Consider the following 12,408-nt stretch of genomic DNA (forward strand, 5'->3'; position numbering starts at 1 on the left):
TGACACGGTTCAGCACGGGGCGTCCCCCGGGGTCGTGCGGCTCAGCACACCTGATCTCCGTTCTTGCTGACCGGGCAGCTCGACCGCACGGCGCAGGTGCGGCAGCCGTCGTTCACCTTGGCCTGGAAGAACGGCCCCGACATGCCGACGGCGACGGTGTCGACCATGTCGCGGGCCCAGCCGGGGTCGGGGTCGTCCGCCAGGGGAGGCTGGATCTGTTCCTTGGCGGCCTTCTTGCCCGCCGCGTCGCCCACCTGGACCAGGGCCGCACCGCCGGGCTCGGTCATGCCGTGCCGCTGGAAGGCGCCCAGCAGCGCGGCGAGCTGGTAGACGCCGAGCTGGGGGTGGCGTTCGAGATCGGCGTCCTTGGGGCCGTTCTTTCCGGTCTTGATGTCGATGATCACGGCCCGGCCCTCGCCGTCGCGCTCGACCCGGTCGACCCGGCCCTTGATCTGCACGCCCTCGGAGACCATCGCCGTGAACGCCTCCTCCAGGCCGACCAGCTCCCGGGGGTTCTCCTCGTGCCAGCGGACGAACTTGGAGATCATCTCCTCGGCGACCCTGCGCTGCTTGCGGTTGTACCAGACGCCGCCGAAGTCGAGCTCGTGCCAGACGTCGTCCAGGCGCTTTCCGAGGGTCTCCTCGGTGGGCATGCCCGTCGCGGCGAGGACGGCGAGCGCGTGCACCACTGTGCCCAGGCCGCGGGCCACGTCGGTGCCGCCCGCGCCCACGGAGGTCTCCAGCAGCCAGCGCAGGCCGCACTTGCTGAAACTCTCCACCGCCGAGGGCGAGACGCGCACGATGTCGTCGGGCCAGCTGAGCGGGCGGTCGTCGGAGATGGGGGTGAGGGCGTACCACTCGTTGGGGTGGGCGCCGGGCACCCCGGAGGCCGCGAGCCTGGCCAGGTGCTCGGCCGCGGACCTGCGCAGCGGCTCGGGCCTGGTGGAGTCGGCGACCGCCGAGCGCAGGTCGGCGACGAGCGCGGACATGCTGAGCCAGCGGGACCGCTCGTCGACGCCCGCGCCGTCCTCGGCAGAGCCGGGGACCAGCTCCGTGAGGAAGCGGGAGGGCCGCTCCTCGGTGTCGTCGCCCCCCACGGCGGTGACGATGAGCCTCTTCCTGGCCCTGGTGGCGGCCACGTAGAACAGGCGGCGCTCCTCGGCCAGCAGCTGCGAGGCGAGGGCGGCGGAGACGGCCGCCGGGTTCTCGTGCTCGGAGCCCTCGGCCCTGGCGACCATGTCGTCGGTGCTCAGGATGGACCCGCGCAGCCGCAGGTCCGGCCAGGCGCCCTCCTGGACCCCCGCGACGATCACCACGTCCCACTCCAGGCCCTTGGAACGGTGCGCGGTGAGGATGCGGACCGTGTCCCCGTCGGGGGCCCGGTCGGCGAGGGAGTCGCCGGGGATCTCCTGGGCGACCAGGTCCTCGACGAACACGTCCACCCCGGCGTGCGGGAGCCGGTCGACGAACCTGGCCGTGTGGTCGAACAGCGCCACGACGGCGTCGAGGTCGCGGTCGGCCATGGTGCCCCTGACGCCGCCCCTGAGGCTGATGTCGGTCCACTTCCTGGCCAGGCCGGTGGCCTGCCAGACGGCCCACAGCACGTCCTCGGCGGTGCCGCCCTGCCGTACGGCCTCGGTGGCGGCGGAGATGAGGCCGGCGAGGCGTTCGGCGGGCAGCGCCACGTGCGGCTCCACCCTCACCAGCTCCCGCGCGTCCTTCAGCGCCGCGACCATCAGCTCGCCCGAGGAACGCGGGCCGGGGCTCTCGCGCTCGGCGACGCGTCCCACCATCTCGTCCACGCCGTCACCGTCGTCAGCGTCGTCCGCGTCGTGCTCGCCGGGACCGTCCGGCACCTCGTGCTCGCCGGGGTTGGCCAGCGCCTCGTGCTCGGCGATCCGCAGGGCGCGGCGCAGCCGGCGCACCCCGATCATGTCGGTGCCGCCGAGCGCCCCGGTCAGCAGCTCCTCCGCGACCCCCTCGTCGAGGGTCTCCGGGTGCAGCGCCACCTGGATGAGCCTGATCAGCGGCCGCACGCCCGGCTCCTGGAACAGCGGCACCTCGCCGCCGCCGACCACGACCGGCACCCCGGCGGTGACCAGGGCGCGGCGCAGCAGCGGCACCTGGCGCGTCGCCGACCGCACCAGCACGGCCATCCGCGACCAGGGGACGCCGTCCAGCAGGTGCGCCCTGCGGAGCGTGTCGGCCACGATCGCCGCCTCCTGGGTGGCGCCGTCGGCCACCAGCACCCGTACGTCGCCGGGCTCGGCGTCCGGCAGGGCGCGCAGGTCGCGGTGGGCGGCGCCGCCGGGGGTGGCGGGCAGGCGGGCGGTGACACGGCGGGTGGCCCGCAGCAGGTCCCGGCCGCTGCGGCGGCAGACGCGCAGCGCGACGACGGGGGCCTTCGCGCCGTCGGCGGCGCGGAAGCGGTCGGGAAAGTTCATGATCCCGCGGACGTCGGCGCCGCGGAAACCGTAGATCGACTGGTCGGGGTCGCCGACCGCGATCAGGTCGCGGCCCTCCCCGGCCAGCTGCTGGAGCAGGAACTCCTGCGCGGGGTCGGTGTCCTGGTACTCGTCGACGAAGACGGCGTCGTACGCCGACCGCTCGCGGGTCCGCACCTCGGGGTCGGAGAGCAGGGCCCCCGCCGCGCGGATCAGCTCCGCGTAGTCGAGGACCGGTTCGAGGTCGAGGTCGAACCTGGCCTGGTAGCGGTCGGCGAACCCTCCGGCCGCCACCCAGTCGGCGCGGCCGTGGCGGCGGCCCAGCTCTCTCAGCTCGGGCCCGTCGAGGCCGCGCTCGGCGGCGCGGGCCAGGAAGTCGCGAAGCTCGGAGGCGAAGCCGCGCGTCTTGAGCGCCTCGTGCATGTCGTCGGGCCAGTGCGTGGCGCCGTCCTCCAGCTCGCCGTGGAGCAGGCGACGGATCTCCAGGAGCTGCTCGGGACCGGTCAGCAGCCGCGGCGGCAGCCCTCCGGCGAGCACGGCCTCGCGGCGCAGCAGCGCGTAGGCGTAGCTGTGGAAGGTGAGGGCGAGGGGGGTGCGGGTGGTGCGGCGCATCCGGGCGGTGATGCGCTCGCGCAGCTCCTCGGCGGCCTTGCGGCTGAAGGTGAGGACGAGCACCCGCTCGGGGTCGACGCCCCGGCGCTCGATCCTGTCGACGACGGTCTCGACGATCGTGGTGGTCTTGCCGGTGCCGGGCCCCGCGAGCACGAGGAGCGGGCCGCTCTCATGGGCCACCACCGCCCGCTGGTGCTCGTCGAGCACAGGGGCAACAGCCCTCCCCGCGCCCTCACGACGTATCAGCCGCCAGTCCTGACCACTCACAACTCGCCATTCCACCAGATCCCGGACGATGATCGTGCCGAGTCGGCGGGTACGGCATGGCGGATTCTCCACCGAACACGGCGGGCGGCGGGCGGTTTCCGGAAGATCCGCCGGACCGATCACCGCGCGGACCTGGGCCGAAGCCCCCGAGGGGAGAGGTCAGGGCGGGTTCACGGGTGGGACGGGCGTCGTGCGGGCCACTCGCGGAACCACCGGAAACCGGTCAGGGATCACGGGACATAGGGATCACGGGACATCCGGAACGGGCCGGGAACCGGTCAGGGACCGCGAGACGACCGGGAACGAGTCGGGAACGGGCCGGGGACCGCGAGGCGGCCGGGACGAGTCGGGAACGGGCCGGGGACGCCCTCGCGGAGCGAGCCCGGAGACGGCTTCGGGGGCCGTTTCCGGGAAACGGCCCCCGAAGCCGGTCGGATCACCCGGACCGGCGCGGGACGATCAGGTCGGGAAGACGTGGTCGACGAGCCTCGCCGTCGCCTTGCCGTCGTCGCGGGGCGCGTAGGTGCGCTGGAAGAGGTCGTACTTCTCGGCGTGGGCGGCGGCCACCTCGTCGATCGACCGCAGGGCCTTGATGACCTCCGCCCCGGTGGACAGCAGCGGGCCGGGGGCCTCGGCGGCCAGGTCGAGGTAGACGCCCCGCTTGGACGAGTAGCGCTGCAGGTCGTAGGTGAAGAAGAGCATCGGCCTGCCGGTCGCCGCGAAGTCGAACATGACCGACGAGTAGTCCGTGATCAGCACGTCCGCGATCAACAGCAGATCCGTGATATCCGGATATGTCGTGACGTCGCGTCCGAGGCCGGCACGCACGTTCGGCGCCGCCTGCATCGAGTGACCCCGGATCAGGAACTCGTGGCCCGGACCGAGCACCCGGTGCGCCTCGGCCAGGTCCAGGCGGATCGAGGCGTTCTTGCGGTCGTAGTCGCGGTAGGTCGGCGCGTAGAGAACCACCCTGGCGCCCTCGGCGATGCCGAGCCGCGCGCGCACCGCCGCGGCCAGCTCGTCGCGGTCGGGGGCGACGAGCACGTCGTTGCGCGGGTAGCCGCTCTCCAGGACCTCGCCCTGGTAGCCGAACGCCTTGCGAAGGACACGGGTCGCCCAGGGGCTCTGGGAGACCAGCAGGTCCCAGCCGCGCACCTCGACGGCCTGCCGGTGCCAGGCGGGCGGCTTGGGGTCGCGGGACATGTGCGGCAGGTCGTTGCCCAGGCGCTTGACCGGGGTGCCGTGCCAGGTCTGCACGACGACCTGGTCCTCGCGGGACCGGAACCACGGCGGCAGGAAGCCGTTGGTCACCACGTAGCGCGAGCGGGCCAGCGCCGCGTAGTGCTCGCGGCTGCCCGCGCGCACCACGGTCGGGCCGGCGCCCGTGCCGAAGCCGAGCTCCCGCGGGCCTGGAGGCACGAACGCGCCGTCCTTGACCACCCAGATGTGCTCACCGGCGTCACCGCGCCGCATGCGCTCCTCGTAGACCGCGCGGACGCTGCCCTCGTACTGCCGCCCGTCGTAGGCGGCGTAGACGGTCGCGTCGTTCAGCTCGCGGGTCCGCTCGGCGGGGTAGAAGTGCCGGCGCAGGGCGTACAGGCCGCCGGCGCCCTTCTCGTCGTCGGGCAAATGCTCGGCGACGGACAGCACCGGGATGTCGAAACGGGTGGAGATCAGGCGGTACTCGCGGCCGTCGAGGATCTTCGTGTCCTCGTCCAGCCCGTCGAGGATGGCGTGGTCGACGCGGAACGGGACGATCTGCCCGGCCGCGTCGCGGACCGCCATGCTCCAGGTGCCGCTGCTCAGCGGGGCCGTGTCGCCGAAGCGGGGTATCGCGGCGGGCGCGAGCCGGACCGTGAAGCGGGAGTCCTCGCGCTCCAGGGGGACGGCGTGGATCAGCCCGCTGCGGTGCTTGAGGGTCAGCGCGGCCTCGCCGGAGCCCGGGTAGGAGCCCTCCAGGGTGAGCACGCCCCGCTCGTCCCAGGTCGCCGCGGTGATGACCGGGCGGATCCGGTGGGCGGAGACGCTCACGCGGTCGCGCCGGTCGCGCAGCACGGTGATCTCGCGGTCGCCGACGACCGTACGGCTCTCCTGAGCCTTCCCGATCATGACGGAGGCGGCGGGGTCGCCCTTGGGCTCGATCCAGAGCCGGCCGCCGTCGCGCTCCTGTAGCAGGGACGCCGTCGCGAGCGGCACGACGACGGTGGTGCCGCCCTCGACCGGGGTGAAGTCGGCGGCGATCCGGTGGCCGTCCAGGCGGGCCTGTCCCCTGGTCACGCCCTTGCCCGGCAGGAAGACCTCGACCTCCAGGCGCTCGCCGGCCAGCCGCACGCCGACCAGCTCTGCCCGGGTGGGCTGCAGCACGATCTGGAGGGCGCGGTCGGAGGTCCAGACGGGACGGATCCACCAGCCCTTGCCGAGATCCAGTCCCGCCGGGCGCTCGGTGCGGCCGATGGAGGGGCCGCGCAGGAGGCCGCCGGCGCGGGCGCCCCGGCTCCAGATCACGATCTCGGTACGCCAGGTGGTGGTGTCCTGCACGGTCGCGCGGCGGCGCAGCAGCCGCTTGCCCCCGCGCACCACGGCCCGTACGGCCGAACGCCAGCGCAGCGGCCACGGGCTCATCTCGGCGGTGAAGCCGGACCAGTCGTAGTTGCAGCCCGCCTCCTCCGCGCCGTGGGTCGCCTCGGGGTGGAAGACCCTGCGGGTGCGGAGCCGCACCGGCGGCAGCCAGCGCGGGCCGCGCAGCACCACGCTCGCCCGGTTGAAGCGGCGGCTCCGCACGGACAGCCCGGCCAGGTAGGCGTGGCCGCTGATGTGCAGCCGCCCGCCCGACCAGGAGACGTCCTCGATCTGGGTCATCGGGATGAGGTCGGCCGCCCGCAGCCGGTACAGGGCCTCGGGCAGCTCGTCCTGGAGTGGCAGGTCCGCGTACCAGCGGAGGCTCTTGCGGACCCGCTTGGACGGCTCCGCCGCGGCGGTCACGAGCTTCTGCAGCGCGTCGCCTTCGGCGAGATCGTCGATCCCCCGATGCTCGATCAGGTGGAAGGCGATCCTGCGGGCGACCGGCAGGTCGCGCTTGACCTTCGCGTCGACACCGGTCACGTACGGCTTCAGGAGCGTGACGAACTCGCGGCGCCTGGCGGCGCCCCGCTTGGCCGCGATCTCCAGCCGGGAGCCCAGGGGGCCGGCCAGCGCGTCGGCGTCGAAGCGGCGGCGCTCAGCCGGTTTCAGCCCGTCGGCCAGCACCGCCGCCATGATCGAGTCGAGGGGTTCTCCCCGGTCGCAGAGATCCTGGACAGCCCGCAGACGATCAGCGACGGGGTCGCCGCTGGATCGCGCGGGAGTGGCACCGGTGGCCATGGGGAAAGCACCGCCTTTCGGACAGAGCGCTGTCCTAGGCCATGGTAGTGCGCCACGGCAGGGCCGGTTACGCCGTGATTTACGGGCTTGCAGGATTTACAGGCATTTGTGATCTAGCGGGTTTCCCCCGCCCTCCCGCCGCGCGATCCACGGCTTCCCGTCCCACCTGGCCGCCCGCACCATCCATGCTTCCCACCCCACCTGGCCGCCCGCGCGATCTACGGCTCCCCGTCCCACCTGGCCGCCCGCATGTCGGCGCGGGCGCCCCTGAGCGGAGTCCGCTCCTCGCGCCAACTCGCCAGGCACCGCTGCTCGTGGCCGGGCGGCGGGGTGCCGTCGGCGTGCACGACACGCCACCAGGGCACGCCCCCGCCCCAGGTGGACATCACCCTGCCGACCTGGCGCGGGCCCCCCTCGCCGAGATACTCGGCGATGTCGCCGTAGGACATCACCATTCCGGACGGGATGCGCTCGACCAGGTCGAGCACCCGCTCGGCGTACGGGGTGGGATGGCCTACTGGCTCCATACGGTCGGTCCGGCGGAGAGGATCTCGTCGAGCTTGCCGAACTCGTAGGCCGCCGAGCCGTTCAGCTGCTCGACCAGGCCGCCGCGGATCGCGTAGGACTCGCCGTCCTCGCCCACCAGCCGTGCTCCCAGCAGGGCGGACACGCGCGCCAGCTGGGCCACCTGCCAGTCGGATCCGGGAGTGCCGGAAAGGCGGCCGTCCCATACCGCGATGGCATGGACCGCGCCGTTGTGGCGGGCCAGGATCTCTCCCGACTCCTGCGAGCCCCTGAACTCGAACCCCGCCTGCCCCAGCACAGTCGCGAGTTCCGCGAAGGCGAGAGGCGCAGGGCGCTCCACGCGCAACTCGTACCCCATAACGCGCGAGACTAGCGAACGTTCCCGGTTTTCCGGGGCGTGAATCCAGACATCCGGGCTACCGCATCCGAACGGTGTCCAAAACGCGTTCGAATTGCAGTCGAATTACGGTTACCTTCGCGATCTACCGCGCCGGACCGGCTCGAAGGCCGCCATCGCCGGCCCGGCCCTGCCGGAGTGCCGGTTGAGCATCGCCACGGCCCCCGCGAACGCCAGCAGGCCCCCCGCGAGGCCCACCCCATACAGCCAGAGGCGCACGGGCTCGGGGCCCGGCCTGCTGGGCTCGGTGGGCAGGGTGCCGTCACCGAAGCGCCTGCCGTCGGGCACCGGGACCTCCGCCGCGCCGGCCACCAGCCGGCCCGCCTTGGCCAGGGCCGCCGCGGCGTCGACGACGCCGAACCCGATGTGGTCGTCGTAGCCGGTGGCGGGACCCGCCGTCGCCGTGGAGGTGAGAGCCTGCGACACCATTTGCGGCGACATATCTGGATATTTTGCTTTTATGAGGGCGGCGACCCCGGCGACCAGCGCGGTCGCCGAGCTGGTCCCCTCCGAGGATCCGTACTTCCCGCCGGGAACGACCACCGGCACGTCGACGCCAGGCGCCGAGACCAGGACCGACAGGTTGTCGCTGCTGAACGTCGCAGGCCTGCCCAGGTCGTCCACCGCGCCCACCCCGATGACCCCGGAGTATCCGGCGGGAAAGTTCCAGAAGGAGGTGGCGTTGTCCATGGCGTACTGGGAGTCCCCGTCGTTGCCCACGGCGGCGACGAGCACCACGCCCCGGGAGAGCGCGTAGGAGACCGCCTCACGCTCGCTCCGGTGCGGCCCGTAGGCGCCCAGCGACATGCTGACGACCTTGGCCCCGTGGTCGGTGGCGTAACGGATCGCGCGGGCCAGGGGGCTGTCGTTGCGCGAGCGCAGGTCCTCCTCCGGCAGGGCGGACCCGTCCTCGGGCCGCTCCTCGACGATCAGCGGCAGCGAGAGGATCCTGGCCTCGGGCGCGACACCGAGAAGGCCCCCCTCCCCCTTGCCCGCCCCGGCGATGAGCGAGGCCATCGCGGTGCCGTGCCGCCCGGCGTCCGGGATGTCCCTGTCGAACCTGATCGACCCCATGTCGGGCCCGGAGATCACCCGCCCCCGCAGCTCGGCGACCTGGTCGTCCACCCCGCTGTCGACCAGTGCCACGATGACGCCCGACCCCTTGGTGACCTTCCACGCCTTCTCGGCGTTGAGCATCTCCAGCACCCAGCGCTGGTCCTCGCGCACGTCCGCGGCGCCCTCGGGAGGCGCGGGCTCAGGCGGTGCCGACTCCGAGGGAGCCGACTCAGGTGGTGCCGACTCAGGTGGTGCCAACTCCGACGGCGCGGCCGGCCCCGGTGGCGGGGTCGACACGGGCCCGGCGAGCGCCGAGGTGGCCGTCGCCGGGGCGGCGACCGGGACCGGACCCGCCACCGAGAGCGCGACCAGCGCTCCCGCCGCCCAGAACCGCCGCCTCAGCACACGTTCCCCTGGGTGCACTGGGGCACGGCGCTGGGCTCGTCGCCGAGGGCGCGGGCGATGCGTCCCGCGACCGCCTGGGCCGCGGGCCACAGTTCGCTGTGCAGGATCTCCTCGGGGGAGACCGCCTGCCGGGTGCGGCCGTCGGTGTAGCCGGCGGTGGAGAAGACGATGTAGGGACCGACGCCCACCCAGGCGTTGCGCTGGCGTTGCGCGGCCCCGAACAGCTCGGTCGCCGTGCCGGGGAAGGCCACGGGGCGCACCCCCACCCGATCGTCCACGGCCAGCTGCGCGGAGGCGGCGATCCGCCGCTCCTCGTCGCCGAGCACGGCGATGCCCACGGTGAAGGCGAAGGAGGACGTCTGGTCGACGTAGGTGGCCCGCAGCAGGGTGCGGCAGCCGTACTCCGAGAGCACCGAGCCCACCGGCGCGTCCGTTCCGGCCGCGCAGGCCACCTCGGGGGCGAGGCCGACCCTGCGGGCGTACTGCTGGACCCTGCCGAGGCCGATGTACTGCAACTCGACGGGAAAGACCAGGTCGGCGCTCCAGGTGTGCCAGCGCCTGGCGATGTCGTCCTGGATGTAGCGGGCCTGCTCGGCGGCGGTCAGCGGGCGCGAGCTCGTCTCGCGCACCAGACCGACCGTACCGGTCAGCACGTTGGTGGCGGCGATGGCGAGGATCGTGCCCATCAGGATCAGGAAGATCGTACGGAAGCGGATGCCCTGTTCCAGGGTCGCCAGCTCGGTCCGCCTGACCGCCGCGCGGTCGCGCCCCGCCGCCGGCCAGGCCCGCACGCGGGCCCGCCTGGCCGCGGAGCCCGGCGCGGGCGCCCGCCGGATCCGGCCACCGCCGGACCCGCCGATGCCGCCCACCCGGGAGCCTGACGGCGGCCAGCCGCCGCGAGCGCGGGGGGCGGGGGTTCCCAGAGGCCGCTCCGGCTCCTGGGACCGCCCTTGCTGCGACATACTCCGATGCTACGTCGAAGGACCTCTCCGCCCTATCTGCGGCGGGTATTTTCGCGGCACTCCGCGTGGCCGGACCGGGCCTCGGGAGTTCGCCCGGCGCCGCCGGGAGCTCACCGCCAGGGGGCCGCGACCGGGTCGGGCCCGGGTTCTTCGAAGGCCTCCGGCGGGCGGGTGCGGCCGACGAACACGGCGAGCGCGATCAGGGAGACGACCGCGCCGAACCCGGCGGCCACGGCCACGCCGCCGTACAGGGTGATCCGGTCCCGGTCGCGGTGGACGACCCGCACCGGCTCGACCGGCAGGCCCAGCGGGCGGGCGGGGTCGTGTCCCCCTGCCCCCTCGGCGGTGAGGGTGTGCCGGGAGATCCTGGCGGCGGCGGCGAGGGCCCGGGTCGCGTTGACGACGCCGAAGCCCGTACCGGTGTCGTAGCCGCCCGTGGGCCGCCGGGTGGCTCCCTCGGTGATCGCCTGCACGACCAGCACGGGCGACATTTTTGGATATTTGGCCTTAATGAGGGCGACAACCCCCGACACCAGGGCAGTCGCCTGAGAGGTGCCCCGGCCGACCCAGTACTCGTCCCCCGGACCGGCACCGAGGATGTCCACCCCCGGCGCGGCCACCAGGACCGAGGGGTTCCGGTTGGAGAACGAGGCCCGGCGCAGCCCGCGGTCCGTCGCGGCGACCGAGACCACTCCCGGGAAGGCCGCCGGGTAGGAGTAGGGGGCGTGGCCGCCGGCGTCCGGCTCCTCGGCGCCCTCGTTGCCCGCCGCCGCGACGAGCACGACCCCCTTGGAGATCGCGTAGCGGATCGCCGATCGCTCCTCCCTGGTCGCCAGCTCCTTGGAGATCGACATGTTGATCACGTCGGCGCCGCGGTCCACCGCGTGCCTGATGCCCCTGGCCACCACGTTCTCGTAGCGCTCGGCGGTGTTGAACTCCCGGAAACCCGGCTCCTCGTCCTCCAGGATGACCCGTACCGACAGCACCCTCGCGCGGGGCGCGACGCCGATCACCCCGTCGGCCCCGCCCGGCCCGTGGCCGTGCCCGGCGATCAGCGACGCCATGTACGTGCCGTGCAGCCTCAGGGGGCTCACCCCCGGCGGGTTGGCCCCGGCCGTGAAGTCCTTGCCCTCGGTCACCGAACCGACCAGGTCACGGTGGTCGCGGTCCACCCCGGAATCGAGCACGGCCACGGTCACGCCCCTGCCCTCGGAGATCCGCCAGGCGGCGGGCAGGTCGAGGGTCCGCAGCACCTCCCGCTGGCTGTCCCTGACGTCGTCGGCCCGCGCGGCCGGAACCGGGGCCAAGATCACCGGCACCACCACCACCGCCAGCACCACCGGCACCGTCCGCCTCGCAACGTTCCACAGCGCCCCCAGCGCCCGCAGCGTCCCCAGTGCTCCCGGCACCCGGCCCTCCGGCCTCGTCCTCGCGGACGGTCCGGCGGTGGCGGGGAGACGCCCCGGCGTGGTCAGCATCGCCACTCCGTGGAGACGCAGTCGGGGCGGGCGGGCATGGACAGATCGGCGAGGATGCGGTCGGCGATGTCCCCGGTGAACGCGAACAGGGTCGGCCGCTGCTCGCCGACCGCCCTGGCGGGCCGGCCGTCGGTCTGGCCGGCCGTGGCCATCACCACGTACGGGCCCGCCTGCCGGACGAGGCCCGCCTGGCGTCCGGCGGAGACGAACCGGTCGGTCACGGTGCCGCGGAAGGCCAGCGCCCTCAGGCCTGGCGAGGGAGCACCGCCCCCGGGCAGCGCCGCTCTGGCCCTGGTGGCGCCGGACTCGTCCGCGAAGGCCGCGACGCCGACGGTGACCACGATCCCCTGGAGCGCGTCGATGTAGGTGGCCCGCAGGATGCCCAGGCAGCCCGCCCGCCGCAGCGCCTTGCGCAACCTGGCGTCGACCGCGCCGTCACAGCGGGTCTCCGGCGAGATGCCCACCCGGCGGGCCTTCTCCTCACCGCCCTGCTCCGCGGCGTAGGGGACGGTCTCGGGGAAGACGCGCCCGGCGGGCCAGGCCTGCCAGCGCCTGGCCACCTCGTCGAGGGCGGCCCGGTCGAGCTCCGCCTGGGTCGGCCCCCGGGTGAGTTCCGTCGCCGCGGCGCTGCTCGCCACCCCGGCCACGATCGCGCAGAGCAGCGTCAGGGCGGAGGCCACGACCAGCGTCGGCCATGAACGCCGCCGCTGACGTGGGACTTCATTCACGCACCCGACCTTAATGCGGTGTGGCGGGTGTCATCCGCCGTTCCGTCCAGATCCGTCAGCGTGGAGAGGACTTGGTGACCTCGGCGGAACCCCGGCGGAACCCTGAACGGCGAGCGCCCCGCGGAGCGGGTGCTCCACGGGGCGCGGGTCGCGCGGGACACGAGGCCTTTCGGA

The 12,408-nt window shown here is 73.7% G+C and carries 8 protein-coding genes; all 8 read right to left on the bottom strand.

Annotated elements, in window-relative coordinates; all coding sequences use genetic code 11:
* Nucleotides 1-41 precede the first annotated feature (41 nt).
* The 8 genes from ACTOQ2_RS17010 to ACTOQ2_RS17045 all read right to left on the bottom strand — a co-directional run bounded on the left by ACTOQ2_RS17010 (nt 42) and on the right by ACTOQ2_RS17045 (nt 12,234).
* The gene (locus ACTOQ2_RS17010) at nt 42-3,263 is read right to left on the bottom strand and encodes an ATP-dependent helicase (protein ID WP_440100514.1); all 3,222 of its coding nucleotides are present in this window, start codon (nt 3,261-3,263) and stop codon (nt 42-44) included.
* Between the two features lie 519 nt (nt 3,264-3,782).
* The gene (locus ACTOQ2_RS17015) at nt 3,783-6,683 is read right to left on the bottom strand and encodes a CDP-glycerol glycerophosphotransferase family protein (protein ID WP_440100515.1); all 2,901 of its coding nucleotides are present in this window, start codon (nt 6,681-6,683) and stop codon (nt 3,783-3,785) included.
* Nucleotides 6,684-6,901: 218 nt separating this feature from the next.
* The gene (locus tag ACTOQ2_RS17020; RefSeq protein WP_440100516.1) at nt 6,902-7,210 is read right to left on the bottom strand and encodes an MGMT family protein; all 309 of its coding nucleotides are present in this window, start codon (nt 7,208-7,210) and stop codon (nt 6,902-6,904) included.
* Nucleotides 7,198-7,548 carry a hypothetical protein gene (locus ACTOQ2_RS17025; protein ID WP_350947866.1) on the bottom strand — a complete coding sequence of 117 codons (351 nt, stop codon included), beginning with the start codon at nt 7,546-7,548 and terminating at the stop codon, nt 7,198-7,200. The genes ACTOQ2_RS17020 and ACTOQ2_RS17025 overlap by 13 nt, the downstream gene beginning before the upstream one ends.
* Before the next feature lie 129 nt (nt 7,549-7,677).
* Entirely contained in the window at nt 7,678-9,066 is a 1,389-nt protein-coding gene (locus ACTOQ2_RS17030; protein ID WP_440100517.1) for a S8 family peptidase, read from the bottom strand.
* The gene (locus ACTOQ2_RS17035; RefSeq protein ID WP_440100518.1) at nt 9,060-10,028 is read right to left on the bottom strand and encodes a hypothetical protein; all 969 of its coding nucleotides are present in this window, start codon (nt 10,026-10,028) and stop codon (nt 9,060-9,062) included. The genes ACTOQ2_RS17030 and ACTOQ2_RS17035 overlap by 7 nt, the downstream gene beginning before the upstream one ends.
* Nucleotides 10,029-10,138: 110 nt before the next feature.
* On the bottom strand, nt 10,139-11,506 hold the full coding sequence (locus tag ACTOQ2_RS17040) for a S8 family serine peptidase (protein ID WP_440100519.1): 1,368 nt from the start codon (nt 11,504-11,506) through the stop codon (nt 10,139-10,141).
* Complete coding sequence (locus ACTOQ2_RS17045) at nt 11,500-12,234, bottom strand: hypothetical protein (RefSeq protein ID WP_440100520.1); 735 nt, start codon at nt 12,232-12,234, stop codon at nt 11,500-11,502. The genes ACTOQ2_RS17040 and ACTOQ2_RS17045 overlap by 7 nt, the downstream gene beginning before the upstream one ends.
* Nucleotides 12,235-12,408: the final 174 nt, after the last annotated feature.

The sequence above is a fragment of the Streptosporangium sp. H16 genome, from assembly GCF_051918855.1.
Classification (GTDB): domain Bacteria; phylum Actinomycetota; class Actinomycetes; order Streptosporangiales; family Streptosporangiaceae; genus Streptosporangium.